Source organism: Pedococcus sp. 2YAF34, assembly GCF_052114585.1.
Lineage (GTDB): Bacteria > Actinomycetota > Actinomycetes > Actinomycetales > Dermatophilaceae > Pedococcus.
The window spans coordinates 1-25,416 of the sequence record NZ_JBFRFA010000013.1 but is presented as its reverse complement, the minus strand read 5'-3'; the positions used below and the strand labels follow the sequence as shown (position 1 = coordinate 25,416).

The 25,416-nt window shown below is 72.9% G+C and carries 25 protein-coding genes and 1 pseudogene; 1 reads left to right on the top strand and 25 read right to left on the bottom strand.

The genetic code is table 11. The features are described 5' to 3' along the window. Positions 1-3: 3 nt before the first annotated feature. The 21 genes and pseudogenes from trmD to AB4Z02_RS09040 all read right to left on the bottom strand — a co-directional run bounded on the left by trmD (position 4) and on the right by AB4Z02_RS09040 (position 19,725). A complete protein-coding gene (gene trmD, locus AB4Z02_RS09140; RefSeq protein WP_441970466.1) occupies positions 4-1,236 on the bottom strand; it encodes a tRNA (guanosine(37)-N1)-methyltransferase TrmD in 1,233 nt (410 codons plus the stop codon). Between the two features lie 10 nt (positions 1,237-1,246). Further along, a complete protein-coding gene (gene rimM / locus AB4Z02_RS09135; RefSeq protein ID WP_056883645.1) occupies positions 1,247-1,795 on the bottom strand; it encodes a ribosome maturation factor RimM in 549 nt (182 codons plus the stop codon). Between the two features lie 97 nt (positions 1,796-1,892). Next, complete coding sequence (locus AB4Z02_RS09130) at positions 1,893-2,135, bottom strand: RNA-binding protein (protein WP_056883644.1); 243 nt, start codon at positions 2,133-2,135, stop codon at positions 1,893-1,895. A 2-nt stretch (positions 2,136-2,137) separates the two neighbouring features. Continuing rightward, positions 2,138-2,638 (bottom strand): 30S ribosomal protein S16, encoded by a 501-nt coding sequence (gene rpsP / locus AB4Z02_RS09125; protein WP_441970463.1) that lies wholly within the window; start codon positions 2,636-2,638, stop codon positions 2,138-2,140. A gap of 231 nt (positions 2,639-2,869) precedes the next feature. Continuing rightward, positions 2,870-4,420 (bottom strand): SDR family NAD(P)-dependent oxidoreductase, encoded by a 1,551-nt coding sequence (locus tag AB4Z02_RS09120; protein ID WP_441970461.1) that lies wholly within the window; start codon positions 4,418-4,420, stop codon positions 2,870-2,872. Beyond that, positions 4,417-4,890 (bottom strand): RrF2 family transcriptional regulator, encoded by a 474-nt coding sequence (locus AB4Z02_RS09115; protein WP_441970459.1) that lies wholly within the window; start codon positions 4,888-4,890, stop codon positions 4,417-4,419. The genes AB4Z02_RS09120 and AB4Z02_RS09115 overlap by 4 nt, the downstream gene beginning before the upstream one ends. 62 nt (positions 4,891-4,952) lie before the next feature. After that, a complete protein-coding gene (locus AB4Z02_RS09110) occupies positions 4,953-5,273 on the bottom strand; it encodes a TOBE-like domain-containing protein (protein ID WP_441970577.1) in 321 nt (106 codons plus the stop codon). Positions 5,274-5,303: 30 nt separating this feature from the next. Next, positions 5,304-5,957, bottom strand: a pseudogene (locus tag AB4Z02_RS09105) (sulfate/molybdate ABC transporter ATP-binding protein); the annotation flags it as partial. Next, the gene (gene cysW, locus AB4Z02_RS09100; protein ID WP_441970458.1) at positions 5,954-6,760 is read right to left on the bottom strand and encodes a sulfate ABC transporter permease subunit CysW; all 807 of its coding nucleotides are present in this window, start codon (positions 6,758-6,760) and stop codon (positions 5,954-5,956) included. The pseudogene AB4Z02_RS09105 and the gene cysW, both read right to left, overlap by 4 nt. Beyond that, a complete protein-coding gene (gene cysT, locus AB4Z02_RS09095) occupies positions 6,757-7,644 on the bottom strand; it encodes a sulfate ABC transporter permease subunit CysT (RefSeq protein WP_441970456.1) in 888 nt (295 codons plus the stop codon). The genes cysW and cysT overlap by 4 nt, the downstream gene beginning before the upstream one ends. A gap of 2 nt (positions 7,645-7,646) precedes the next feature. Next, positions 7,647-8,678, bottom strand: coding sequence for a sulfate ABC transporter substrate-binding protein (locus tag AB4Z02_RS09090; protein WP_441970454.1), 1,032 nt, complete (start codon positions 8,676-8,678; stop codon positions 7,647-7,649). Between the two features lie 177 nt (positions 8,679-8,855). Beyond that, a complete protein-coding gene (locus AB4Z02_RS09085; protein ID WP_441970452.1) occupies positions 8,856-9,941 on the bottom strand; it encodes an amidohydrolase family protein in 1,086 nt (361 codons plus the stop codon). Positions 9,942-9,994: 53 nt separating this feature from the next. After that, on the bottom strand, positions 9,995-10,858 hold the full coding sequence (locus AB4Z02_RS09080) for an alpha/beta fold hydrolase (protein ID WP_441970450.1): 864 nt from the start codon (positions 10,856-10,858) through the stop codon (positions 9,995-9,997). Continuing rightward, positions 10,855-12,453, bottom strand: coding sequence for a signal recognition particle protein (ffh, locus tag AB4Z02_RS09075; RefSeq protein WP_441970448.1), 1,599 nt, complete (start codon positions 12,451-12,453; stop codon positions 10,855-10,857). Before ffh ends, AB4Z02_RS09080 begins: the two co-directional genes overlap by 4 nt. Before the next feature lie 53 nt (positions 12,454-12,506). After that, positions 12,507-14,882 carry a [protein-PII] uridylyltransferase gene (locus AB4Z02_RS09070; protein ID WP_441970446.1) on the bottom strand — a complete coding sequence of 792 codons (2,376 nt, stop codon included), beginning with the start codon at positions 14,880-14,882 and terminating at the stop codon, positions 12,507-12,509. Between the two features lie 134 nt (positions 14,883-15,016). Further along, positions 15,017-15,355, bottom strand: a complete 339-nt coding sequence (locus AB4Z02_RS09065; RefSeq protein ID WP_056883635.1) for a P-II family nitrogen regulator — start codon at positions 15,353-15,355, stop codon at positions 15,017-15,019. Then, the gene (locus AB4Z02_RS09060) at positions 15,352-16,683 is read right to left on the bottom strand and encodes an ammonium transporter (protein ID WP_200949235.1); all 1,332 of its coding nucleotides are present in this window, start codon (positions 16,681-16,683) and stop codon (positions 15,352-15,354) included. The genes AB4Z02_RS09065 and AB4Z02_RS09060 overlap by 4 nt, the downstream gene beginning before the upstream one ends. A gap of 127 nt (positions 16,684-16,810) precedes the next feature. Next, positions 16,811-17,455: a maleylpyruvate isomerase N-terminal domain-containing protein gene (locus AB4Z02_RS09055; RefSeq protein WP_441970443.1), complete on the bottom strand. Its 645-nt coding sequence runs from the start codon at positions 17,453-17,455 to the stop codon at positions 16,811-16,813. 9 nt (positions 17,456-17,464) lie between these two features. Next, positions 17,465-18,343 (bottom strand): hypothetical protein, encoded by an 879-nt coding sequence (locus AB4Z02_RS09050; RefSeq protein WP_441970442.1) that lies wholly within the window; start codon positions 18,341-18,343, stop codon positions 17,465-17,467. Further along, positions 18,340-18,801, bottom strand: a complete 462-nt coding sequence (locus AB4Z02_RS09045) for a hypothetical protein (protein ID WP_441970440.1) — start codon at positions 18,799-18,801, stop codon at positions 18,340-18,342. The genes AB4Z02_RS09050 and AB4Z02_RS09045 overlap by 4 nt, the downstream gene beginning before the upstream one ends. A gap of 75 nt (positions 18,802-18,876) precedes the next feature. Next, positions 18,877-19,725, bottom strand: coding sequence for a phosphotransferase (locus AB4Z02_RS09040; RefSeq protein WP_441970438.1), 849 nt, complete (start codon positions 19,723-19,725; stop codon positions 18,877-18,879). A 91-nt stretch (positions 19,726-19,816) separates the two neighbouring features. Between AB4Z02_RS09040 and AB4Z02_RS09035 the strand changes: the two genes are divergently transcribed. After that, the gene (locus AB4Z02_RS09035) at positions 19,817-21,244 is read left to right on the top strand and encodes a lipase maturation factor family protein (RefSeq protein ID WP_441970436.1); all 1,428 of its coding nucleotides are present in this window, start codon (positions 19,817-19,819) and stop codon (positions 21,242-21,244) included. Between the two features lie 37 nt (positions 21,245-21,281). On the opposite strand, the gene AB4Z02_RS09030 is transcribed toward AB4Z02_RS09035, so the two are convergent. The 4 genes from AB4Z02_RS09030 to AB4Z02_RS09015 form a co-directional block, all read right to left on the bottom strand. After that, positions 21,282-22,361, bottom strand: a complete 1,080-nt coding sequence (locus tag AB4Z02_RS09030) for a hypothetical protein (protein WP_441970434.1) — start codon at positions 22,359-22,361, stop codon at positions 21,282-21,284. A gap of 2 nt (positions 22,362-22,363) precedes the next feature. Beyond that, the gene (gene ftsY, locus AB4Z02_RS09025; protein ID WP_056883628.1) at positions 22,364-23,587 is read right to left on the bottom strand and encodes a signal recognition particle-docking protein FtsY; all 1,224 of its coding nucleotides are present in this window, start codon (positions 23,585-23,587) and stop codon (positions 22,364-22,366) included. Positions 23,588-23,796: 209 nt separating this feature from the next. Next, complete coding sequence (locus AB4Z02_RS09020) at positions 23,797-24,066, bottom strand: hypothetical protein (protein WP_056883626.1); 270 nt, start codon at positions 24,064-24,066, stop codon at positions 23,797-23,799. 93 nt (positions 24,067-24,159) lie between these two features. Further along, on the bottom strand, positions 24,160-25,416 hold a 1,257-nt coding region (locus tag AB4Z02_RS09015; RefSeq protein ID WP_441970432.1), incomplete at its 5' end, for an AAA family ATPase.

Sequence of the window (25,416 nt, the reverse complement as noted above, 5' to 3'; positions counted from 1 at the left end):
CGTTCAGGACGAGGTGGCGCGCCGCCGCTTGGTGAGGTCGACGGTGCCGGGGTGCGAGCCCTCGCCGGGCACGGCGCGGTACCCGGCCCTGCGGTAGGTGCGCTGGTTGCGCTCGCTCCCCCGCCCGGTGTTGATCCAGTACGTGGTGACGTCCGCGGGTGCGGCGGCCTCGGCGTGGGCGAGCAGGGCGCGGCCCAGGCCGCGACCCTGGAGGTCGGGGGCGACCATGAGGCGACCCACCTGCCACGTGGCGGGGTCCTCCGGGTCCCGGCGGCCGCGCACCGAGCCCACGAGCCGTCCGCCCGCGCGCACGGTCCACGTCTGCCACTGCCCGAGTCCCTCGACCACGTCGTCCAGCGACTCCACCAGCGGCGGGATGTCGAACGAGGCGTTGTCGCGTCCCTCGGTGACCCAGCAGGCCCGCGCGAGGGTGAGCAGCTCGGGTGCGTCGGCCGCCGTGGCGGTGGCCACGTCGAAGCCGGTCAGGACCTCCTCGCCGCTCCTGCCCGCCGCCGCCTGGGACGCGTGCAGCAGGTCGGGGCGCCGAGCGGCGGTCCGCTCGAGCCGCTGCTGGTGCCGCCACCGCGCGATGGCGCCGTGGTCGCCGGACAGGAGCACCGGGGGGACGCCGCGGGTGACGCCGGGGGCGGACTCCCACGACGCGGGCTTGGTGTAGACGGGGTACTCGAGCAGCCCGTCCTCGTGCGACTCCTCGACGAGGGACTCGGCGTTGCCGATGACGCCGGGCAGCAACCGGGCGACGGCCTCGACGATCGCCAGGACCGCCACCTCTCCCCCGTTGAGGACGTAGTCGCCGAGCGACACCACCGAGACCTCGAGGCCGAGGTCCTGCGCGGCGTACTCGTAGACCCGCTCGTCGATGCCCTCGTAACGGCCGCACGCGAAGGCGATCCACGACTCCGCCGCGAGCTCACGCGCCATCGCCTGGGTGAACGGCGCGCCGCCCGGCCCCGGGACGACGAGCCTGGGCCGTGCCCCCTCGACGCCGGAGCCGGCGACCGCCGCGAGCGCCTCGGCCCACGGCTGCGGCTTCATGACCATGCCCGCGCCACCGCCGTACGGGGTGTCGTCCACGCTCCGGTGCCGGTCGTGGGCGAAGTCGCGCAGGTCGTGCACGCGCACGTCGAGCAGCCCGTCGCGCCGGGCCTTGCCGATGAGCGACAGGTCGAGCGGCGCGAGGTAGTCGGGGAAGATCGAGACGACGTCGAGGCGCATGGTCAGGGGGTCACTCGCCGGCGAGCTCGAGCAGGCCCGGTGGCGGGTCGATCACGACGCGGCCGGCCTCGAGGTCGACCTCCGGGACGATCGCCTCGACGAACGGGACGAGCGCGCGCCCACCGGTCGCGAGCGTGACAACCAGCAGGTCCTGGGCAGGGCCGGTCTCGAGGCCGGCCACCTCACCCACGACGGCACCGGTGGTGTCGACCACGGCCAGCCCGACCAGCTCGTCCTCGTACCAGCCGTCCTCGTCGTCGTCAGCGTCGTCGATGACGTCACCGAGGGTCACGAACAGCCGCGTGCCACGCAGGCCCTCCGCCCCGGTGCGGTCCGGGACCTCCTCGAAGCCGAGCAGCCAGATCTCCCGGTGCAGGCGAGCGGTCGCCAGGGTCAGCGCACGCGGCACCCCGGACCCGGCCGGCGCCTCGGTCGTGAAGACCACGCCGGGGACGAAGCGGCGCTCGGGGTCGTCGGTGTGGGTCTGCACGGTGACCTCACCGCGCAGGCCGTGCGGCTTGCCGATGCGGGCGACGAGCAGCTGGTCGGTGGCAGGCATGGCCACGATCCTCTCAGGGTGGGTGGGGGCATGCCGAGGGCCGCCGGGACGGTGGTCCCAGCGGCCCTCGGTACGACCGGTTGTCAGGTGGCGCCGGTCAGCGGACCTTGTCGGTGTCGACGATGTCGACCCGGACGGTGTGGCCACCGGCCAGCGCGCCCATGACGGTGCGCAGGGCGCTGGCGGTGCGGCCGGAGCGGCCGATCACGCGCCCGAGGTCGTCGGGGTGGACCCGGACCTCGAGCACCTCACCGCGGCGGAGCTCCTTGCGTCGAACGGCAACCTCGTCCTTGTGGTCGACGATGCCCTTGACGAGGTGCTCGAGCGCCTCCTCCAGCACGGTCAGGCCTGGTCCGCGGCCTCGGCGGCCGGGGCCTCCGTGGTCGCAGCCTCGTCAGCCTTGGCCTCCTCGGCCTTCGGCTCCTCGGCGGGGGTCTCCTCGGCCTTCTTGGCAGCCTTCTTCTTCGGCGTGGTGGCCGAGTCGGTGCCGGCGTCGGACTTGCCGGCGGCGGCGATGGCAGCCTCGTAGAGGTCCTTCTTGGACGTCTTCGGGGCCTTCACCTTCAGGGTGCCCTCGGCGCCGGGCTCGCCCTTGTACTTCTGCCAGTCACCGGTGACCTTGAGCAGCGCGGCGACGGCCTCGGTGGGCTGCGCGCCCTGGCCCAGCCAGTACTGCGCGCGGTCGGAGTCGATGTCGATGAGCGAGGGCTCCTCGGTGGGGTGGTACTTGCCGATCTCCTCGATGGCCCGGCCATCGCGCTTGGCGCGCGAGTCCATGACGACGACGCGGTAGAACGGTGCACGGATCTTGCCCATGCGCTTCAGACGGATCTTGACGGCCACGGTGGTGGTGTCTCCTTGTTCGTGTTGTGGGCACGGCGAGACCGCGCACGGTTCGCGCGGGGTGCCGGAACCCGGTGTAGGCGTTCCAGAGCCAGGAGGCCCGGTGCGGGCGGGGAGACGTGCTCCGCGCCGTACGAGGGGCCCGTGCCTGGACGGGTACAGCCGCCCATTCTGCCAGATGGCCGGGGGTGCCCCCGACCACGCGAAGACCCTGCTCCCGGCTGGGCCCGCTCACCAGGGGCTGGGGGCGTAGTCCTTCACGAAGCAGCCGTACACGTCCTCGCCGGCCTCGCCACGCACGATCGGGTCGTAGACGCGCGCGGCGCCGTCGACGAGGTCGAGCGGGGCGTGCCAGCCCTCGGCGGCGATCCGCAGCTTCTCGTGGTGGGGGCGCTCGTCGGTGATCCAGCCGGTGTCGACGGCGGTCATGAGGATGCGGTCGGTCTCGAACATCTCCCCTGCACTGGTGCGCGTGAGCATGTTGAGGGCGGCCTTGGCCATGTTGGTGTGCGGGTGGCCGGCGCCCTTGTAGCGGCGCGAGAACTGGCCCTCCATCGCAGAGACGTTGACGACGTAGGCGCGCCGCGCCCCCGCGGCGACCGCGGCCCGCATCGCCGGCCGCAGCCGGGACACGAGGATGAACGGTGCCGTGGCGTTGCAGAGCTGCACCTCGAGCAGCTCGAGCGGGTCGACCTCCTCGACCTTCTGGGTCCAGGAGTTGTTGACCTGGGTGTCGGGCAGGAGGCCGCCCGCGTCGAGCGCCGTGCCGGCGAGGTGGGCGTCGAGGCTGGCGTGGCCGGCGGAGAGCGCCATCGCCGTCATCGAGGCAGCGGTGCGCTCGGCCAGCACCTGCTCGGCGTGCTCGGCCGACTCGCCCTCGTGGTGGGCCACCTGGTGCTCGCGCAGGGTGCCGATGAGGTTGGCCGGGTGCGCCTCGCTGATCCGGTCGAAGGTCACGAGCTCGGGCAGGTCGATGCCCTGCGGGAGCGGGGCGTTCTCGCCGTCGACGAGGTGGCCGTAGGACCCGGGCGATCGCCGCACCGTCTGCGCCGCGTTGTTGATGAGGATGTCGAGCGGACCGGCTGCGGCGACCTCGTCGGCGAGCGCGACGACCTGGGTGGGGTCGCGCAGGTCGATGCCGACGACCTTGAGCCGGTGGATCCAGTCGGCCGAGTCCTCCTGTGCCGCAAAGCGTCTCGCGGCGTCGCGCGGGAAACGTGTGGTGATGGTGAGGTGCGCGCCGTCGCGCAGGAGGCGCAGGGCGATGTACATCCCGATCTTGGCGCGGCCACCGGTGAGCAGGGCGCGACGACCGGTGAGGTCGGTGCGCTGGTCGCGCTTGGCGTGGCTCAGCTCGGCGCAGTCGGGGCACAGCCAGTGGTAGAACGCGTCGACGAGGGTGTACTCGGCCTTGCAGATGTAGCAGCCGCGCGGCTTGATGAGCTCTCCCGCGTGCGCGCCTCGGACGCTGGACACCAGAGGGATGCCCTTGGTCTCGTCGTCGATGCGCATGGGCGAGCCCGTCGCGGTGAGGGCGATGACCGCCTCGTCGTGCTCGACCTGGGGCTGGAGGGCAGCGCGACGGCGCGACTTGCGGACGCGCTTGTACATCCGGCCCGTCGCCCGCTTGACCGCCTCGATGTCGGGGTGGCCGGCGTCGAGGTCTGGCAGCTGCTCGAGCACCCGCAGGGCGGTGGCCAGGTCGTCGGGGTCGATCCGGTCCAGGGGCGCGCCAGTGGGCTGCGGCTCCGGCACCGAGGACTCGCCCGCTGTGCCGGTCATCGATTTCGCCACGCGTCGGGGTCCGCGGCCAGGGCGGCGACGCGCTCGGGGAGCTCGCCGGACAGGACGTCCGCGAGGGAGGTCTCGTCGAGCACCGAGCGCAGGCTGGCGCGGACGGCGACCCACACGGTGGGCAGGTGCTCGGCCACGCCTTCGTACTGCGTCTCGTGGGGGCGCAGGCCGCGCACCTCCGCGAGCGGGCCGTCGACCGCGCGGAAGACGTCGCCGAGGCTGATGTCGCGCGGCTCGCGGGTCAGCGCGTAACCGCCCCGCGCGCCTCGCGTGCTGCGCAGCAGGCCGGCGTTCTTGAGGTCGGCGGCGATGGTCTCGAGGAACTTGCGGGGCAGCGACTGGCGCAACGCCAGGCTCTCCACGCTGACCGGGCCGCTCGCGGTGGCCGACGCCTCGGCGAGGATGAGCATGGCCCGGACTGCGTACTCCGTGCGTGCCGAGATGTCCACGGGCGGCATCTTCCCCCATGCCCGGGGGAGATCGGAAACCGCGCCCCGGGTGGCGAGCCCTCGCGACGACCTCAGATCGCGGCGCCGGCCCCCACGAGCTCGGGGTCCTGTCCCCTGGCCGCGCGGGCGAACACCGTCTCCCCGACCCGCAGGTCGAGGTCGGCGGCCTGCGACCGCGTCATCTGCACCGCGAACCGCTCCCCCGCGTCGGTCCCCAGGTCGACCCGCACCTCGAAGCCGAGGCGGACGATCCGCTCCACCCGCGCCCGGACCCGTGCGGGCGCCGAGTGGCCCGGGGCGACGAGCTCCACCGAGGCCTCACGCTCGAGCTCGATGTCGTGCGGGCGCACCAGGACGCCGTTGAGCGTCGCGACCGAGCCGAGGAACGACATGACGAAGTCGTTGGCCGGGCGCTCGTAGAGCGACACCGGGTCACCCACCTGCTCGATGCGTCCCTTGTTGAGCACGGCGATGCGGTCGGCGACGTCGAGCGCCTCCTCCTGGTCATGGGTCACCAGGACGGTCGTCACGTGCACCTCGTCGTGCAGGCGCCGCAGCCACTGGCGCAGGTCGGCGCGCACCTTGGCGTCGAGGGCCCCGAACGGCTCGTCGAGCAGCAGCACCTCGGGGTCGACGGCGAGTGCCCGGGCGAGGGCCATGCGCTGGCGCTGGCCGCCTGAGAGCTGGGCGGGGTAGCGGTGCTGGAAGCCGTCGAGCCCGACGATCTCGAGGAGGTCGTCGACCTTCCTGGCGATCTCGGCCTTCGGGCGCTTGCGGATGCTCAGCCCGAACGCGACGTTGTCCCGCACCGTCATGTGCTTGAACGCCGCGTAGTGCTGGAACACGAACCCGATCCCGCGCTTCTGCGGGGCCACGTGGGTCAGGTCGCGGCCGCCGATGACGACGGTGCCGGCGTCGAGCCGCTCGAGCCCGGCGATCGAGCGCAGCAGGGTCGACTTGCCCGAGCCGCTCGGGCCGAGCAGCGCGGTGAGCGTGCCCGCCGGGATGTCGAGGCTGACGTCGTCGAGCGCGGCGAAGTCGCCGTAGCTCTTGCGGGCGCCGGTCACGGTGATCATGTCGTGCTCCTCTTGCGGTCCAGAACGGTCATCAGCAGCAGGGTCAGCACGGCCAGGCCCATGAGGAGGGTGGCCGCGGCGTAGGCGCCGTAGATGTTGTGGTCGTCGATGTAGCGGGAGTGGACGAGCAGGGTCAGCGTCTGGGACACCCCGGGGAAGCCGGAGCTCACCATGATCACGGCCCCGAACTCGCCGAGGGAGCGGGCGATGGTGAGCACCACGCCGTACGTCAGGCCCCAGCGGATCGCGGGGATCGTGATGCGCCACAACGTCTGCCACGACGAGGCGCCCAGGGTGGCGGCGGCCTGCTCCTGGTCGGTGCCGATCTCGTGCAGCACCGGCTCGACCTCGCGGACGACGAAGGGCAGCGTCACGAAGATCGTCGCGAGCACCATCCCCGGCAGGCCGAAGATGACGCGGATCCCGAGGTGGTCGAGGCCGCCGAACCAGCCGCCGACGCCCCACAGCATGATCAGCGAGACGCCGACGACGATGGGCGAGACGGCGAACGGCAGGTCGACGACGGCCTGCAGCAGCCCACGTCCCGGGAACCTGCCCCGCACGAGCGCCAGGGCCGTGGCGACGCCGAACACGACGTTGAGCGGGACGACGATGGCCACGATGAGCAACGACAGGTTGAGCGCCGAGATCGCCGCGGGGGTGCGGACGGAGTCGATGAAGGCGCCCAACCCGTCGCCGAAGGTGCGCCACAGGATCAGGCCGATGGGCACGGCCAGCAGCGCGAACAGGTAGCCCAGCGCGACGGTGCGCAGCGTCAGCCTGGTGCCGGTCGAGGTCCTCATGCCGAGGCCTCCTCACGGCGCTGGCTGCGGCCGGCCGCGAGGCGCAGGACGAACAGGGTGGCGAAGGCGATGGCCAGCAGCGCCACGGAGACCGCCGCCGCGTTGACCGGGCGGTCGATCTCGATCTGCTGCTGGATGTACTGCGAGGCCACCTGCGTCTGGCGGGGGATGTTGCCCCCGATGAGCACGACCGAGCCGTACTCGCCGATCGCCCGGGCGAAGGACAGGCCGGTGCCGCTGATGACGGCCGGCGCCAGGGTCGGCAGCACGATGCGGCGGAAGGTGGTCCAGCCGGAGGCGCCGAGCGAGGCAGCCGCCTCCTCCACCTCGCGGTCGGCCTCGATGAGGACCGGCTGCACCGAGCGCACCACGAACGGCAGGGTGACGAAGGCGAGCGCGACGAGCAGGCCGGGCCGGGTGGCGTTGAGGTGGATGCCGAGGGGGCTGCTCGGGCCGTAGAGCGAGAGCAGCACGATGCTGGCGACGATGGTCGGCAGCGCGAACGGCAGGTCGATCAGGGCGTCGACGAAGCGCTTGCCGCGGAAGTCGTCACGCACCAGCACCCAGGCGATGAGGGTGCCCATGACCGCGTTGACCAGGGCCACGACGACCGACACCCCCACCGTGACCCGCAGCGAGGCGAGCGCGACCGGGGCCGTGACGGCGTCCCAGAAGCCCGACCAGCCCTCGTCGAACGAGGTCACCGTCAGGGCGGCCAGCGGCAGCAGGACGATGAGGCTGAGCCAGAGGCCGACGAGCCCGACGCCGAGCGGCCGGCCGAGACCGGGACGCGCCCTGGGCGCCCCCGCGGTGGGGGGCGCCGAGGGGTCGGCCGGCGTCGGGAGGGCCGGGACGTCGGCCCTGCGGAACAGGGTGGCGGTCATGGCTACTGCGTCGCCTTGTCGTAGATGAGGGCGATAGAGCCCGTCTCCTTCTTGAACAGCGTCCCGTCGACGGTCTTCCACCCCCCGAGGTCGTCGATCGTCCAGAGCTTCTGCGGCGCCGGGAAGTCGGTGGCGAACTCCTTGGCCACGGTCTGGTCCACGGGACGGAACCCGGCCTCGGCGAACAGCTTCTGTGCCTCCGGGGTGAACAGGTAGTCGTCGAACGCCTTGGCCTTGGCGAGGTTCTTGCTCTTGGACAGCACCGCGACGGGGTTCTCGATCTTGAACGTCGTCGGCGGCGTCACGTGCTGCACCGGGTCGCCGCTGCGCTCGGCGAACAGCGCCTCGTTCTCGTAGCTGAGCAGGACGTCACCGGTCCCCTGCAGGAACGTCTCGGTCGCCTCTCGCGCGGACTTGGGCTGGACCTTGACGTGACCGGTGACGAACTTGTCGATGTACGCGAGGCCCGCGGCCTGGTCCTTGCCGCCGTTGCTCTTCGCGGAGTACGGGGCCAGGAGGTTCCACTTGGCGCTGCCGGAGCTGAACGGGTTGGGCGTGACCACCTCGACGCCGGGCTTCAGCAGGTCGTCCCAGTCCTTGATGCCCTTGGGGTTGCCCTTGCGGACCACCATGGTCACGACCGAGCCGAACGGGATCCCCTTGTACTGGTTGGCGTTCCAGTCCTTGGCCACCAGGCCGGCGTCCACCAGGCGGGTGATGTCCGGCTCGACGGAGAAGTTCACGAAGTCGGCCGGTGCCCCGGCCTGTACCTTGCGGGACTGGTCGCCGGAGGGGCCGTAGGACTGCTCGAACTGCACCCCCTTGCCCGCGGCGGTCTTGGTGAAGGCGGGGATGACCTTGTCGTAGCCCACCTTCGGGGCCGAGTAGGCGTAGAGCTGCAGCGTGGTCTTCGCCGCCCCACCGGCGTCGGCTGCGGCACCCACCGTGTCGCTCGATCCACCGGCGCAGGCGCTCAGCACCAGCACCCCGGCGGACAGCGCCCCTGTCACCGCAACGGCATTCCTGCGTCTCATCTGTCTCTCCCTCTCCCGGCCTTCGCCAGAACCCCTTAGTCCTATGAGTTAAGTAGGAGTTAACGGGAGCGTGGCAGGGAGGGTCAACCGCCCGAGCGGGCCATCTCGGATGGTGGCGTGACTACTCCACCTGGTGGATGACAGGGACAGGCCCCGCGTGCGGGGTGGTACGGCCCGTCAGACCTCGGCGCCGCGGAGCACGATGTGCTCGGGGGCGGACAGGGCGCGGATCTCCTCGCGCGGGTCCGTGGCGTAGACGACGAGGTCGGCGTCCGCCCCCTCCTCCAGCCCGGGTCGGCCGAGCCACTCGCGAGCCCCCCAGGTGGCCGCCCACAGGGCCTCGCTCGCGCTCATACCGGCCTTGGTCAGCTCGTGCGCCTCGTCGGCGACGAGGCCGTGGCGCAGCGAGCCACCGGCGTCGGTGCCGAGGTAGATGGGGATGCCTGCCTCCCGGGCTGCGGCGACCGTGGCGTAGCGCCGGTCGTGCAGCGCGAGCATCCGCCGGTGGTAGTCGGGGAACTTCTCCCGGGCCGGCTCGGCGATGGCCGGGAAGGTCGCGATGTTGACCAGGGTCGGGACGATGGCGATCTGCTGCTCGGCGAACTGGGCGATGGTCTCGGGCTTCAGCCCCGTGGCGTGCTCGATGCAGTCGGTCCCCGCGGCGGCGAAGTCGTAGAGCGAGGCCTCGCCGAAGCAGTGGGCCGTGACGCGCGCGCCCTCCTCGTGGGCGGCGGCGATGGCGTCGGTCAGGACGTCGACGGGCCAGCAGGTCGCGAGGTCGCCGGTGTCGCGGTCGATCCAGTCGCCGACGAGCTTGACCCACCCGTCGCCGGCGTGCGCCTCGAGGCGCACGCGCTCGACGAGCTGGTCCGGCTCGACCTCGTGGGCGAAGTTGCGGATGTAGCGGCGGGTGCGGGCGATGTGCCTGCCCGCGCGGATGATCTTGGGCAGGTCGTCGCGCTCGTCGACCCACCGCGTGTCCGCGGGCGAGCCGGCGTCGCGGATGAGCAAGGTGCCCGCGTCACGGTCGGCGAGGGCCTGCTTCTCCGAGGTCGCGTCGTCGACCGCGCCGTGGGCGTCGAGGCCCACGTGGCAGTGGGCGTCCACCAGCCCGGGCAGCACCCAGCCGCGCAGGGTCTGCATGTCCGTGCCGGGGGCACTCGGCCGCTCGAACGTCAGCCGCCCGCCGACGACCCAGGCCTCCGGCCGCACGTCCTGCGGGCCGACGAGGATCTCACCCTGCAGGTGCAGCACCGTTGCCATGCGCCGACCCTAGCGAGGTCGGCAGCAGCAGGCGCGGACGGCTTCCCCCACCCTCAGGACTGGTCGGCGAGCGGTCGCACGAAGCGACGAAGGGCGTCCACGACGACGTCCGGGGCGTCGGTGTGCACCCAGTGCGAGGCACCCTTGACGGTGAGCGAGCGCACCTTCGGGAACAGCGCCTGCATCGCCGGGAGGTCCTCGTCGGCGATGTAGGCCGACTCCGACCCCGCGACCCACAGGACCGGCCCCTCGTACGGCGCGAGCTCACCGGCCGAGGACGGCCAGTCCGCGATGCGCGAGCCGGTGCCCTTGGCCGCGTCGGCGGAGAACAGGTCGAGGTTGGCCTGCCAGCGCCACGCTTCGCCGTCGCGGCGCAGGTTCTGCAGGAGGAACGCCTTGACGCCGGGGTTCGGCTCGTCGAAACGGGCCTCGGCCTCGGCCCGGGTGGCCAGCGACCCCAGCGGGAGCCGCTCCATCTCGGCGATGTAGCCGCTGAACCGCTCGAGGCTGCCGTAGGACTTCGGCGCGATGTCGACGACGACGAGCCTGGCCACGAGCTCGGGGTGCTGCAGCGCCAGCAGCATGGCCGTCTTGCCGCCCAGGGAGTGGCCGACGACCATCCAGCGCGCCTCGGGGTCGACGGCGCGCAGGGTGGCCGCGACGGCGTCGGCGTAGGCGCTGAACGAGAACTCGGTGCTCCACGGTGACCGACCGTGGTCGGGCAGGTCGACCAGGGTCGAGCGCGCGCCCTGCCCGTCAGGCCCCGCGAGCGCCTTGGCGATCTGCGTCCAGTTGCGGCCCTGCCCGAACAGCCCGTGCAGGAAGGCGACCCGCGGCCCGCCGGTGCCGACCGAGAGGGTGTTGAGGGGTGTCGACGGGGTGTCGAGCGGGGCGGGCGGCACGGCGCCGGCCGTCACCGGCCGAGGAACTTCTCGAAGCCTGCCGGCAGCTTGGCAGGGTCGAGGTCCGGCGCGGTGGCGGAGCCCGAACCGAAGGCGGAACCGCCGCCACCGGTCTTGGCGGCCTGGGCCTTCTCGGCCGCAGCCCGCTCCTCGGCAGCCCGCTTGGCGGGGTTGCCGGACTTGGACTTCTTGCGCTGCGGCTGCTGCTTCCCGCGCTTGCCGCCACCCATCCCGGGCATGCCCGGCATCCCGGGGATGCCGCCGCCACGGGCGAGCTGCTTCATCATCTTCTGCGCCTCGGTGAACCGCTCGAGCAGGCCGTTGACCTCGGAGACCTGCACGCCCGCACCCTTGGCGATGCGCAGGCGGCGCGAGCCGTTGATCTGCTTGGAGTGCGTGCGCTCGAACGGCGTCATCGAGCGCACCATGGCCTCGATGCGGTCGAACTCGCGGGGGTCGAGGTTGTCGAGCTGGGCCTTCATCTGGCCCATGCCCGGCATCATGCCGAGCATCGACTTCAGGCCGCCCATCTTCTTCAGGGCCGACATCTGGTCGAGGAAGTCGTCGAAGGTGAAGTCCTCCTCGGCGAGGAACTTGCGCTGCATCTCCTCGGCCTGGCGGGCGTCGAACGCCTTCTCCGCCTGCTCGATGAGGGTCAGCACGTCACCCATGTCGAGGATGCGCGAGGCCATCCGGTCGGGGTGGAAGACCTCGAAGTCCTTCACGCCCTCGCCGGTGCTGGCGAACATGATCGGGCGTCCCGTGACCGAGGCCACCGACAGGGCCGCGCCACCGCGGGCGTCGCCGTCGAGCTTGGACAGGACGACACCGGTGAAGTCGACGCCCTCCTGGAAGGCCTGGGCCGTCTCGACCGCCGCCTGGCCGATCATCGCGTCGATGACGAACAGGACCTCGTCGGGTGCGATGGCGGTGCGGATGTCGGCGGCCTGCTGCATGAGGTCGGCATCCACGGCGAGGCGACCGGCGGTGTCGACGATGACGACGTCGTGCTGGTTGCGGCGGGCGTGCTCGATACCGGCCCGGGACACGCCGACCGGGTCACCGAACGAGCGGGTCCCCTCCCCCGTCGGGCCCACGGCGTCGTGGCCGCCGATGTTGCCGCGCTCAGGCGCGTAGACCGGGACACCGGCGCGCTCCCCGACGACCTCGAGCTGGGTGACGGCGTTGGGGCGCTGCAGGTCGGCGGCGACGAGGATCGGGGTGTGGCCCTGCTCCTTGAGCCAGCGGGCGAGCTTGCCGGCCAGGGTCGTCTTGCCGGCGCCCTGGAGGCCGGCGAGCATGATCACGGTCGGCGGGTTCTTGGCGAACTGGATCGTGCGCGTCGCGCCGCCGAGGATGCCGACGAGCTCCTCGTTGACGATCTTCACGACCTGCTGACCCGGGTTCAGGGCTCCCGAGACCTCGGCACCGAGCGCGCGCTCGCGCACCGCCGAGGTGAAGTGCTTCACCACGGGCAGGGAGACGTCTGCGTCGAGCAGGGCGAGGCGGATGTCGCGCACGGTGGCGTTGACATCGGACTCGGACAGCCGCCCCTTGCCCCGGAGGTTCTTGAAGGTGGCGGTCAGGCGGTCGGAGAGAGACGTGAACACGGGCCTCAGACTAATCGGTCGTCACGGGCCGCACCGACACGCCCGCGGGCCGTTCACGGGCCCGCCGCGCCGTCGCAGGTGTCGATGACCATGGCCACCGTCTGCGCCACCTTGGCCGGCGACAGCAACCGCCCGCCGAACTCGGTGACGTAGAACGTGTCGAGGGTCTGCCCGGCATACGTCGCGATGTGTGCCGAGCGCACCGACAGCCCGGCCTTGGCGAACCCCATCCCGAGCTCGTGGAGCAGGCCGGGCCGGTCCTGGGCTCGCACCTCGATGACCGTGGCCTCCTGCGAGGCGTGCGGGACCACGAGCGCGCGGGCCTGTCCCGGCGAACCGGTGCCGGCCTGCGCGCTCGGCCGCGAGGCGAACTGCCGCCGGCGGTCGAGCAGGCCGAGCGGGCCGCGGTCGCCTTGCGCCAGCCGCTCCAGCCCGCGGACGATGCGCTCCTCGTCCGGCGCCTCGGTGCTCGGGCTCTCCACGTGCCACTCGTTGGCCGCGACGCCGTCGACGGTGCGCAGGATGGCGGTGCGCACGACCAGCCCGTACGCCGCGAGCAGGCCGGCCGTGTCGGCGAACAGTCCCAGCCGGTCGCGGTCGAAGACGTCGATCCGGTAGGACCCGCCCTGCGGGCGCACCACCACGCGCGGCTCCCCCGCGGCGACGGACTCCAGGTCGGCCGGGTCGACCGCGGTGGGCTCGGCCGGTGGCGGCACGCTGCCCTCCTCCCACCCGGTGCGGGCGGCGTCGGCGAGCTGGCGCAGCAGTGTGGCGCGCCAGTCGGTCCACGCCTGCGGACCCGCGGCGGAGGCGTCGGCCTCGGTGAGGGCCACGAGCAGGTCGAACACCTCGCGCGACCCGCCGACGCACGCCCGGGCGGCCGTGACGGTGCCCGGGTCCTGGTGGTCGCGCCGGGTGGCGAGGTCGATGAGCGTGAGGTGCTCGCGCACCAGGGTCGTCACGACCTCCACGTCGGCAGCCGGGTAGCCGAGCCGGGTGGCGATGGCCGTGGCAAGCGGCGCCCCCGTCGCACTGTGGTCGTGGGCACCGGCCACCTTCCCGATGTCGTGCAGCAGGGCCGCGAGCAGCAGCAGGTCGGCCCTGCTGACGCCGCGGACCAGTCCCCCGGCGATGACCACGGTCTCGACGAGGTGGCGGTCGACGGTGTGCCGGTGCACCGGGCTGCGCTGGGGCCGCGAGCGCACCGCGGCCCACTCGGGCAGCCAGCGGTCGACGATGCCGGCCTGGTCCAGCCCCTCCCACACCCCGATGAGCCCCGGGCCCGTGGCCAGCAGGTCGGCGAAGAGGTCCCGGGCGATCTCGGGCCACGGCTCCGGCAGCGTCGGCGGCTGGCCGGCGAGGTTGGCCAGCGTGGTCGGCGCGATCGGCAGGTTGTGGCGGGCGGCGACGACCGCGGCCCGCAGCGGCAGCAGCGGGTCGCTCGACAGCGTGCTGCGCGGCCCGAGCACCACCTCCCCGTCGTGCTCGAACATGCCGAACCCCAGCGGGTTCAGCTGCGGTCGGCGGGGACCCACGCGCAGGGTGCGGGCGCGCTGGGACTGGCCGGCGCGCCGTACCGTGCCGTCGAGGGCGTAGGCGATGGTGCGGCCGGCGGTCGCGACCTCGGTGAGGAGCTCGTCGGCGTCCTGGTGGCCCAGCAGGGCCGCGACCGCGTCGTGGTCCTCGCGGGTGAGGCGGTCGCGGCCCTTGCCGGTGACGACGTGCACGGCGTCGCGCACGTCGAGCAGGGTGCGGTGGGCCTCGTCGACGCCACCGTGGGGCCGGTCGGTGAGCCACGCCGCCACCAGCGCGTTCAGCACCGTCATGTCGCGCAGCCCCCCGTGCGCCTCCTTGAGGTCGGCCTCGAGGCTCTGGGCGAGGTCGCCATGGCGGGCGTGCCGGGCACGCAGGCCCTCGACGAGCTGCGGCAGCCGCTTGCGCGCGTTGGCCCGCCAGTCGTGGGCCACGGTGGAGCGTGCAGCGGTGACGACCTCGGGGTCCCCGGCCACGCACGTCAGGTCGAGCAGGCCGACCGCGGCGGCGAGGTCGCCCGAGGCGACGGTGCGGCACTGGTTGACGGTCCGGACCGCGTGGTCGAGGCGGATGCCGGCATCCCACACCGGGTACCAGATCCGGTCGGCGAGGCCGCGCAGGTCCTCCCCGCTCAGGGAGCGCCCGAAGTGCAGCAGGACCAGGTCGACGTCGCTGAGGGGTCCCGCGTCGCCCCGCGCCAGGCTGCCGACGGCGGCGAGCGCGATGCCCTCGCTGCTGCGGCCGTCGAGCGCGTGCTCCCACGCCTGCCCCAGCCAGTCGCGGGTCAGGGCTGCGATCGCGGCGCGGCGCGCCTGCCCGGCCCCCGGTGCGTCGAATCCGCGCGCCCCCGCCAGGTCGAGGCGACGGGCCGCCAGGTCGGTCTGCTCGACTGTCATGGGTTCACTGTGCCCGTATGGCGTTTCGCGCAGTGCGCACGTGTGTTACGTCCGTGTTAGCGCGCCTGCGACACGAGGGCCGGCGTCCGGGACGAGGTCCCGGGCGCCGGCCCGATGGGTGTGGGTGTGGTCGGTCAGAGGGCGTCGACGCCGCGCTCGCCGGTGCGGACGCGGACGACGTCCTCGACCGGGACGGTCCAGATCTTGCCGTCGCCGATCCGGCCAGTCTGGGCCGACTTGAGGATGACGTCGGCCACCGAGCCTGCGTCGATGTCGTCGACGAGGACCTCGACCCGCACCTTCGGCACGAAGTCGACGGTGTACTCGGCGCCGCGGTAGACCTCGCTGTGGCCGCGTTGCCGGCCGTAGCCGGACGCCTCGCTCACGGTCATGCCGGAGATGCCGTAGGCCTCCAGGGCCTCCTTGACCTCGTCGAGCTGGTGGGGCTTGATGATGGCGGTCACGAGCTTCATGCGGACGCTCCCTCGTGGGTCTTGGTCGCCGCGGTCGGGACGGCCGCACCGGATCCGGTGCCGAACCGCCCGCTCGCGAGGCCGTTGATGTCGTAGCTGGTCTCAGCGTGCTCCTCGAGGTCGATGCCGGCGACCTCGGCCTCGGTCTCCAGGCGGAACCCGATCGTCCGCTGGATCACCGTGCCGATGACGTAGGTGACCACGAACGAGAAGACGAGCACGGCCAGTGCACCCACGACCTGGCGCCACAGCTGGTCGACCCCGCCGCCGTAGAAGAGGCCGTCGACACCGGCCGGGGCGCTCGCGCTGCCCAGGAAGCCGACGCCGATGGTGCCGATGAGGCCACCGACGAGGTGGACGCCCACGACGTCGAGGCTGTCGTCGAAACCGAACCGGAACTTCAGGCCCACGGCGTAGGCACACGCCGCGCCGGCGACGACGCCGAGGACGACCGATCCGACCGGGGTCAGGGCCGAGCAGGCCGGGGTGATGGCGACCAGGCCGGCGACGACGCCGGAGGCAGCACCGAGCGAGGTCGGGTGGCCGTCACGCGACTTCTCCACCACCAGCCAGCCGAGCATCGCCGCACCGGTGGCCGCGAGGGTGTTGACCCAGGCGACGGCCGCGGTGCCGTTGGCGCCCAGCGCCGAGCCGGCGTTGAAGCCGAACCAGCCGAACCACAGGATGCCCGCGCCGATCATCACGAGGGTGAGGTTGTGGGGCCGCATCGGGTCCTTGCCGAACCCGACCCGCTTGCCGAGGACGAAGGCGAGGGCCAGGCCGGCTGCACCCGCGTTGATGTGGATGGCGGTGCCGCCGGCGAAGTCGATCGCCTTGAGCTGGTTGGCGATCCAGCCCCCCTTGTCCGCCGCGAACCCGTCGAACGCGAACACCCAGTGCGCGACCGGGAAGTAGACGATGGTCGCCCACACCACGGTGAACACGGTCCACGCGGTGAACTTCGCCCGGTCCGCGATCGCGCCGCTCACCAAGGCCACCGCGATGATCGCGAAGACCGACTGGAAGGCGACGAACGCCGCTGCCGGGATGGTGCCGAAGACGCGCTCCCCCAGCAGGCCGTCGAGGCCGAAGTGCTGGAAGGGGTTGCCGATGAGGCCGTTCCACGACTCGCCGAACGCCTCGCTGTAGCCCCACAGCACCCAGGACACCGAGATGGTGCCGAGTGCGATGAAGCTCATCATCATCATGTTCAGGACGCTCTTGCTCCTGACCATGCCGCCGTAGAAAAGGGCCAGACCGGGGGTCATGAACAGCACCAACGCGGCACTGGCCAGGACCCAAGCGGTGTCGCCGGTGTTGATCTCCATGCCAGAACTGTGCCGACGGCGCGTTTCCGGAGTGCGCGGCGCGTGTTACGGGCGTGTTAGCGGATCTGCGGGACCGTAAGCATCAGGTAAAGGGGGCGTCTGCGTCCCGGATGGTGGGACCGCCTCCTCAGAAGGCGGAGACGACCGCAGGCGCCCGTTGGGGACGGCTGAGCGCCCGGACCACCGCGGCCTGGCCGTGCCGACGCACCGCGACCCCGGTGAGCAGCCCGAGCACCGGGGCGATGACGCCCTCGGGGTAGGTCGGCGTGTCCAGCCCCACGCTGCTCGCCAGGTCGTCGCCGTGCACGACCATCTCCATCATCCGCGTGGTCAGGAAGTCGTCGGTCGTGAGGGCCCAGCCCTGCCACGGGATGTAGATGGTGTCGGGGTCGCGGGGGCGGGTCAGCAGGTCCGGGAGGGCGTCGATGCCCTCGCGCGCTGCCGCCAGCACGGCGTCCGGGCCGACCAGGGCCTGCTCGTTGTCGCCGTCCCGGATGCCGACGTTGACCTCGTCGTCCGGGTCGGCGCGCACCCACGCCGCGCTCTCGTAGTGGGCCAGCAGCGGGATCGGCTGGTCGGGCCGGGGCTCTGCGGCCAGGCCCTTGGCGGTGTGGCCCGCCTGGTTGAGCAGGTGGTGGGTCAGCCCACCCACGGTCATCCCGGCGCAGCTGCTCTCCTGCGCCCAGGCGTCACGCACCTGCGGCGTGGTGGCGAGCTCCCAGGTGAGGTCGACAGCGGCGAGGAAGGCGGCGACGTGGTCGGCACGGCTCATCCCGCGATGCTAGCCAGCACCCCGCGCCGCCGCCTCCGGCTCACGCGCACTGAGGTCCGGGCGTCGCGGAAGGCGTGCACGCAGCCGGGCGGCGTACTGCTCGAGCGGCAGGAAGGCGAGCATCATCACCAGGTGCGGCCAGAAGGCGATGGTGATGGCTGCGTACGTCATGGCGTGGAAGACGAACCAGCCGGCCACGACCCGGCGCCGCCACCGCTCGGACAGCAGGAAGATCACCGGGGAGGTGAGCTCGGCGGTGAACAGCACCCACTGGAACCAGTGCAGCGTCCACGGCACCTCCAGCAGCCACTGCGCCCACGGGGTCCCGCGCCGGACCACCGCGCGGACCATGGTGGCCGAGTTGACCCACTCCCAGCCGCCGAACCGGACCTTCGCCCACGCCGACAGGAAGTAGGTGGCGACCGCGGCGAGCTGGACCGCGCGCAGGGCGAACGCGGCTGCCTCGCTGCGCCGCCGGTCGGACAGGTGGGCCAGCCCGACGGTCGGCAGGAGGGCCAGGGCGACGACGAAGTCGGCCCGGTCGTGGTCGACCTTGCCGTAGCTGAAGGCGACGTACTGGTACCAGGTCCATCCCACGGCCACGGTCCAGCCGAGCAGCCGCGGGGCGCGGCCCGTCATGGCGGCCACGGCGGCGGCGACGCAGCCCCACTTCAGGGTCTCGACGAGCAGCACCGTCGCGGCGGGCAAGTGCAGGACCCGGCCCATGACCAGCGGCTCGTACCAGACCGGGTCTGCGTATCCGTGGTACCAGCCGGACGTGTGCAGGAGCAGCACGTCGACGACCACGAAGGCGAAGACGAGCAGGCGCAGCACGGCCACCCGGGCCAGCGGCATCGGGGCGAACAGCCATGCCGCCAGCCGGTTCACCGCGCTCCCCACTCGGCGAGGACCTGCGTGCGGACCTCGCCCGTTGGCCTGCGGTCCACGACGACGATCTGGCGCCGGACGACGCGCAACGCCGTCCATGCGGGGGTCTCGGGGCGCAGGCGCGCGTGGCTGTGCGCGAGCGTGCCGAGACGCTCGGGGTCGGCGGCGATCTGCGGTATGCGGCCCTCGATCTCGGCGCGGTTGAGGCCGGTGTTCTCGGGTGTGAGCGGCGCGGGGACCCAGTGACCGGGGTCGGCGGCGGTCTGCACCTCGATGCCGGTGGAGATCACCGAGCCCGTCGAGGCCTGCGAGGTCGAGAACATCCGCCACGGGCTGAACGGCCACCAGTCGTCCTGGCCGACGAGGGAGCCCGCGCAGAACAGGACCGTGAGCCCCAGGACCACGGCGACGCGCCAGGCCTTCGCCGTGGCGCCCAGCCGCCCCACCCCGGTCTCCACGCCCACAGGGTAGGCCATGGCGGCCGGCCGAACGGGTGGCCCAGCGGGTGGCTCAACGCGTGGCCCAGTAGGTGCTCAGCGGGTGGCGTCGGGCGCCGCGGCCGCAGCGAACAGGTCGCGTCGACGGACGAACCAGGCGGCGTCACGCCGCGGCCGGTCCGCGTGCCCCTCGGCGTGCATGCGCACGAAGGCCGGGTCGCCCTCGGCAGCCAGCTCCTCGACGCTCCGGGCATGGCCCTCCATGCACTCGAGCACGGCGTCGGTGACGCGGGCGCGCTGGCCGGCGTCGGCGCCGTACCCGTCGACGAGGGCGGCGAACTTGTGGAGCCGGTCGGCCATCGTGACCTCGCCCATCTCGCGGCGGACGGCGCGGGGGTCGTGCCACAGCGGCGTCCACGACCACAGGATGTAGGCGAGGTCCTCGAGCGGGTCGCCCGGCGAGGCGAAGTCGAAGTCGATCACCGCGAACGACCCGTCCGGGCGCAGCACCGTGTTGTAGGTGCCCACGTCGTGGTGGACGACGACCTCCCCCGGCCGGAGGGGACGCCCGGGGGAGACCCGCCACGGCAGGGCGGGATCGGGGAGGAACCCCTCCTGCGCGTCGTGGAACCCCCGGAGCCAGGCGCCGATGGCGCGGCACGCGTCGAGGGTCTGGAACGCTGTCGGGAGCCGCTGCGGTCCCAGTGCGCCCCCGACCCCCTCGACGTAGGTGAGCACCTCGCGGCCCTGCTCGTCGGTGCCCAGCGGCCTCGGTACGGCGTCGAAGCCCGCCTCGGCGAGGTGCTCGAGGAGGGCGTGCACAGCCGGGGTCCAGTGGCCCGCCCGGCGCCGCACGGTGTCGGCCACACGGACCACGTGGCCGGTGTTGCCGCCGTGCAGGACCTCCTCCTGCGCCCCGACCCGCTCGTCCTCGCCGGCCGCCACGCGGTCAGGGTAGGCCATGATGGGGCCATGGCCGGGAACAGCAGGTCAGGGTGGCCGACCCGCGCGCGCGGCGGGTGACCCGGGGGACGTCATGGACTGGTTCGCCGCCGAGGGCTACCGGGTCTCGCGCCTGCTGTTCCAGCGGGGGCTGGGTGGCCTCTACCTCGTGGCGTTCCTCGCCGCGGCACTGCAGTTCCGGGCTCTGCTCGGCAGCCGCGGACTCCTGCCGGTGCCGGAGTTCGTCGCCCGCGTGCCGTTCCGCCGCTCCCCCAGCCTGTTCCACTGGCGCTACACCGACGGGCTGTTCGCCACCGTGGCGTGGGCCGGGGTCGGGCTGGCCGGGCTGACGGTCGGGGGCGTCACCGAGCGGATGCCGCTGCCCCTCTCGATGGCGGTGTGGCTGGTCCTGTGGGGCCTGTACCTGTCGATCGTCAACGTGGGGCAGCGCTGGTACGGGTTCGGCTGGGAGTCGCTGCTGCTCGAGATGGGGTTCCTCGCCGTCTTCCTCGGCAACGCTGCGACGGCCCCACCGCTGCCCGTCCTGCTGGCCCTGCGGTGGGTGCTCTTCCGGCTCGAGTTCGGCGCGGGCCTGATCAAGTGGCGGGGCGACCCGTGCTGGCGCGACCTGACCTGCCTCTACTTCCACCACGAGACCCAGCCCATGCCGGGGCCGCTGTCGTGGTGGTTCCACCACCTGCCGAGGCCGCTGCACCGGGTCGAGGTGGCGGCCAACCACGTCACCCAGCTCGTCCTGCCGTTCGGGCTGTTCCTGCCGCAACCGGTCGCCGGCGGCTGCGCCGTCGTCATGGTGGTGACCCAGCTGTGGCTCGTGCTCAGCGGCAACTTCGCCTGGCTCAACTGGAGCGCCATCGTCCTCGGTGTGGCCGTCGTGCCCGACGCGTTCTGGACGCGCGTGCTCCCGCTCCACCCCGACACCGGCGCGACGGCCACGCCGCTGTGGTGGGAGGTCGCCTGCCTGGCGGTGGTGCTGCTCGTGGTGGTGCTCAGCCGGCGGCCGGTGCTCAACCTCATCTCCTCGCAGCAGGCGATGAACGCCTCGTTCGACGTCCTCCACCTCGTCAACACCTACGGCGCGTTCGGCAGCGTGACCCGGACCCGGTACGAGGTCGTGGTGGAGGGCGCCGCGGGCGAGCCCGGGTCGCCGTGGCTGGAGTACGAGTTCAAGGGCAAGCCGGGCGCGGTCGGGCGGATGCCGCCGCAGTGGGCGCCGTACCACCTGCGGCTCGACTGGCTGCTGTGGTTCGCCGCCATCTCGCCCCGGTATGCCGAGCCGTGGTTCCCGCGGCTGCTGCAGCGTCTGCTCGAGGGAGACCGGTCGACCCTGCGGCTGCTGCGGCACAACCCCTTCCCGGACCAGCCACCCGTGGTCGTCCGGGCGATGCTCTACCGGTACCGGTTCACGAGCCGCGCCGAGCGACGCGGGACCGGCGCCTGGTGGCACCGCGAGGCCGTGAGCCGGTTCGGGCCGCCGCAGACCCTGGCCGGCCACCGGCGCTGAGCGGGTCGGTCCCCGATGCTGAGCGGGTCGGTCCGCGTCAGCGGTGCCCGCCCGCTGCCCGCCGGGCGAGCCAGGTGCTGAGGAGGGCGAAAGCCACCAGCCCCACCGACGCGGAGGCGCCCCAGACGACCTGCCGCGCGCTGACCGGCGGCGAACCAGGGCGTGCCGAGGTGCTCGGCGCGGTGGTTGCCGACGCAGCCGTGGGCGTGGTCGGCGAGCCGGTCGCCGGCGTGGTCGGAGCGGCGGTCGCCGGCGTGGTCGGCGCGGCGGTCGCCCGCGTGGTCGGCGCGGCGGGGGCCGACGGGACGTCGACGACGCGGACCGTCGAGCGCACCCCCTCGCTGCCGACCAGCAGCCGGCTGCCACCCGGCGCCAGGGCGATCGTCTCGCCCTGCCGCTGCAGGGGCAGGAAGGCCGAGCCGACCTCGTCGAAGGCGGTGGCGTCGAGCCGGACGACCTGGGTGTAGGTGCGCACCAGGAGGGCGGACCCGTCGGCCAGGTACACCGCGTCGGTCGCGACCGCGGGGGCCGTGGCGACACGGGTGAGCCGGTTGACCCCACGCCGGCTCGGGACGCGGGGCAGGGCGTAGACGGCGCCGCTCGCGCCCTTGGTCACGACGTAGACGCGCCCGCTGCGCGGGTCGACGGCCAGCGACTCCGCGTCGTGCGGGCCGTCGGGGTACTCGAGCTCCCAGGACGCCCAGCCGCCCGCCGTGTCACCGAGGTCGGGCTCGTCGAACCAGAAGACCCGGACCACGCTGCGGCTGGTCGTGTTGTCGCCGAGGTCGCCCACCAGGACCCGTCCCTGCGGGGTGATGGCGAGCGCCTCGACGTCACGCACCGGGGCGCCGTACTGGTGCACGCCCGTGGTCCGCCCCGTGCGGGTGTCCACGGCGAAGAGCCGTGCGCTGTCGCCCGAGTCGTTGGTGGTCCAGACGGTGTGCGGGTGGCGCCGGCTCAGCGCCAGGCCGGACGACTCGGCGACCCGGGCGTCGAGCAGCTGGAAGTCGCCACCGGCCGCACCGGCTGGTGACGCCGCCGCACCCCACCCGACGCCGAGCAGCCCCGTGGTGAGCAGGGCTGCGGCGAGCGCAGGGCGTGCCGTGGCCGAGGGCACCCTCAGTCGAGCAGCGCGTCGACGAACGCCTCGGGGTCGAAGGGGGCCAGGTCGTCCGGGCCCTCCCCCAGGCCGACGAGCTTGACCGGCACGCCGAGCTTGCGCTGCACGGACACGACGATGCCGCCCTTGGCGGTGCCGTCGAGCTTGGTGAGCACGATGCCCGTGACGTCGACGACCTGGGCGAACACCTCGGCCTGGCGCAGGCCGTTCTGGCCCGTGGTGGCGTCGAGGACCAGCAGCACCTCGTCGATGGGGCTCTGCTTCTCGATGACGCGCTTGACCTTGCCGAGCTCGTCCATGAGGCCGACCTTGTTGTGCAGCCGGCCCGCGGTGTCGACGATGACGACGTCGGCCTCCATCTCGGCGCCGGCCTTGACCGCGTCGAACGCGACCGCCGCCGGGTCGGCGCCGTCACGGTCGGACCGCACGGTGGGCACGCCGACACGGGCGCCCCAGGTCTCGAGCTGGTCGGCGGCCGCGGCGCGGAACGTGTCGGCGGCGCCGAGCACGACGTCCTTGTCCTCGGCGACGAGGACCCGCGCGAGCTTGCCCACGGTCGTGGTCTTGCCGGTGCCGTTGACGCCGACGACGAGCACGACGGCGGGTCGGCCCTCGACGCGGCTGCTCGCCACGGCGCGGTCCATCGACGGGTCGACCAGGCGCAGCAGGTCCTCCCGCAGCCACCCGCGGACCGTCGCCTCGTCGGTGGTGCCCTCGACCGCGACCTGGGTGCGCAGGCGGTCGACGAGCTCGGTCGTGGCCTCGACGCCGAGGTCGGACCCGATGAGGGTGTCCTCGACCTCCTCCCACGCCGCCTCGTCGAGGTGCCCGCGGGACAGCAGCGCGAGCAGGCCCTTGCCGAGGGCCGAGTTGGAGCGGGACAGCCGGGCGCGCAGTCGGGTCAGACGGCCCTGGGCCGAGGCCGGCCGCTCGAGCGTCGGGGTGGGCTCGGGCTCAGGCAGGGTCTCCGGCTGGCCGGGCGCGGGCAGGGTGTCGACGCTGCCGACGTCCTCGACCGAGCGCTTGGGCGCGTCCCTCGGTGGGGTGGCGTCGTCGCCGACCCCGGGCAGCACGTCGGTGCCGCCCGTGCGACCCGACGGCGGCGCCTGACGGGTCCTCCCCCCGCGCCCGCGCAGGAGGCCGACGACGAGTGCGCCGAACACCACGAGGAGCCCGACGGCGATGGCGATCCATTCCCAGAGCTGATCAATCACGCGCGCCATCCTCTCACCTGCGCCGATCCGCGCCGGACACCACAGCCGTGGGTCGCGGCGTGGAGATCGCGGTCTGGCGCGTCCTCAAGGTCGATCACGACCGTGAGCGGCAGGGCCCGAGCCGAGCCGCTGCCAAGAGGTGCGCCCTGCCGCCCGGCCGAGGGCGCCGAGCCACCGTCGGTCGTCTCCGGAGGTGAAACCCCCGAGGCGAGTGGGGGTCAGCCGGCGCGGTGCCGGCCTGCGTCCTCCGCACTGTCGCGCTGCACGGTCTCGCCCACCTTGTCGCGGGTGGCGCTGATGACGTCGTTCGTCTTCTCCACGGTGGCCTCGAGGGTGGCCTCGGTCTTCTCCTTGACCGACGCCACGATCTCCTCGCCCTGGGGGCTGAGCAGCACGCGGCCCTCCCGACGTGCCGGGACGGCGACGACGGCGACGACGGCGACCGCCAGCCCGACGCACAGCACCATTCCGATGATCAGCGCAACCATGGGTCTAGGGTGCCCTGCCGAGCACGACTGGCCAAATCGACACCCCGCTCGTGGACACCCGCTGCGCCGGTCGGACGACCCGGTGCGCCGGGCTCAGGCGCTCTGCGCAGCGACGTCGCGAATGCGCTGGGAGACCACGGTGGTGACGCCGTCGCCGCGCATGGAGACGCCGTACAGCGCGTCGGCCACCTCCATGGTGCGCTTCTGGTGCGTGATGACGATGAGCTGGCTGGAGTCGCGCAGCTCCTCGAACAGGGTGATGAGGCGGCCGAGGTTGGCGTCGTCGAGCGCCGCCTCGACCTCGTCCATGATGTAGAAGGGGCTGGGGCGCGCCTTGAAGATCGAGACCAGCAGCGCCACGGCCACCAGCGACCGCTCGCCGCCGGACAGCAGCGAGAGCCGCTTGATCTTCTTGCCGGGCGGGCGGGCCTCGACCTCGATGCCGGTGGTGAGCATGTTGGCCGGGTCGGTGAGGGTGAGCCGCCCCTCGCCACCGGGAAAGAGCCGACCGAACACCTGCTCGAACTGGGCCGCCGTGTCGTGGTAGGCCTCGGTGAAGACGCGCTCGACCCGCTCGTCGACCTCGCGGACGATGTCGAGCAGGTCGCGCTTGGACTTCTTGAGGTCCTCGAGCTGCTCGGTGAGGAACTTGTGCCGCTCCTCCAGCGCCGCGAACTCCTCCAGCGCCAGCGGGTTGACCCGGCCGAGGGCGTTCAGCGCGCGCTCGGCCTTGCGCAGCCGCTTCTCCTGCACGTCGCGCACGAACGGCGCCGGCTCCGGCTGGGCGTCCGGGTCCTCGTCCGGGCCTGCGATGTGGGGCACGAGCTGGTGCGGGCCGTAGTCCTCCATGAGGACGGTCGGGTCCATACCCAGCTCCTCGACGGCCTTGGCCTGCATGGCCTCGATGCGCAGCCGCTGCTGGGTGCGGGCGACCTCGTCGCGGTGGACGGTGTCGGTGAGCTCGCGCAGCTCGTCCTGCAGGGTGCTGACCTCGCGCCGGACCTGCGCCAGCGCCTGGTCGCGCTCGGTCCGCGCGGTCTCCGCCGCCGCCCGCTGCTTGGCGGCGGTGTCGAGCGTCCCCGCCACGAGCGAGACCGCGTAGGCAGCCCCTCGACGGACCGCCTCGGCCACCGCGGCCTCGCGCTTGCGGCGCTCCTGGCGTGCGGCGAGCCGCTGCCGTGCGGCCAGCTCGTTGCGCGCGGCACCCTCGAGGGAGTCGGCGCGGCCCTTGAGGGCGCGGGCGCGCTCCTCCTTCGTACGCAGCGTGAGCCGCAGCTCGGTCTCGGTCGCCCGGCCGCGGCTGGCCTCGGCCTCGAGGCGGTCGCGCTCGTCGGTGCTCGGGTCCTGGGC

What these genes read in the sequence shown, in the direction of transcription:
- AB4Z02_RS09110 (WP_441970577.1), bottom strand. Translation starts at nt 5,273, where the DNA reads ATGTCGTTCCTCGGCTCGGTCGCGACGCTCAACGGCGTCCTGGTGCGC.
- cysW (WP_441970458.1), bottom strand. Translation starts at nt 6,760, where the DNA reads ATGAGGACCTCGACCGGCACCAGGCTGACGCTGCGCACCGTCGCGCTG.
- AB4Z02_RS09055 (WP_441970443.1), bottom strand. Translation starts at nt 17,455, where the DNA reads ATGAGCCGTGCCGACCACGTCGCCGCCTTCCTCGCCGCTGTCGACCTC.
- rimM (WP_056883645.1), bottom strand. Translation starts at nt 1,795, where the DNA reads ATGCCTGCCACCGACCAGCTGCTCGTCGCCCGCATCGGCAAGCCGCAC.
- AB4Z02_RS09120 (WP_441970461.1), bottom strand. Translation starts at nt 4,420, where the DNA reads ATGACCGGCACAGCGGGCGAGTCCTCGGTGCCGGAGCCGCAGCCCACT.
- AB4Z02_RS09060 (WP_200949235.1), bottom strand. Translation starts at nt 16,683, where the DNA reads ATGGAGATCAACACCGGCGACACCGCTTGGGTCCTGGCCAGTGCCGCG.
- AB4Z02_RS09065 (WP_056883635.1), bottom strand. Translation starts at nt 15,355, where the DNA reads ATGAAGCTCGTGACCGCCATCATCAAGCCCCACCAGCTCGACGAGGTC.
- AB4Z02_RS09020 (WP_056883626.1), bottom strand. Translation starts at nt 24,066, where the DNA reads ATGGTTGCGCTGATCATCGGAATGGTGCTGTGCGTCGGGCTGGCGGTC.
- AB4Z02_RS09035 (WP_441970436.1), top strand. Translation starts at nt 19,817, where the DNA reads ATGGACTGGTTCGCCGCCGAGGGCTACCGGGTCTCGCGCCTGCTGTTC.
- ftsY (WP_056883628.1), bottom strand. Translation starts at nt 23,587, where the DNA reads ATGGCGCGCGTGATTGATCAGCTCTGGGAATGGATCGCCATCGCCGTC.
- AB4Z02_RS09115 (WP_441970459.1), bottom strand. Translation starts at nt 4,890, where the DNA reads ATGCCGCCCGTGGACATCTCGGCACGCACGGAGTACGCAGTCCGGGCC.
- trmD (WP_441970466.1), bottom strand. Translation starts at nt 1,236, where the DNA reads ATGCGCCTCGACGTCGTCTCGATCTTCCCCGACTACCTCGCGCCGCTC.
- AB4Z02_RS09085 (WP_441970452.1), bottom strand. Translation starts at nt 9,941, where the DNA reads ATGGCAACGGTGCTGCACCTGCAGGGTGAGATCCTCGTCGGCCCGCAG.
- AB4Z02_RS09090 (WP_441970454.1), bottom strand. Translation starts at nt 8,678, where the DNA reads ATGAGACGCAGGAATGCCGTTGCGGTGACAGGGGCGCTGTCCGCCGGG.
- AB4Z02_RS09070 (WP_441970446.1), bottom strand. Translation starts at nt 14,882, where the DNA reads ATGACAGTCGAGCAGACCGACCTGGCGGCCCGTCGCCTCGACCTGGCG.
- cysT (WP_441970456.1), bottom strand. Translation starts at nt 7,644, where the DNA reads ATGACCGCCACCCTGTTCCGCAGGGCCGACGTCCCGGCCCTCCCGACG.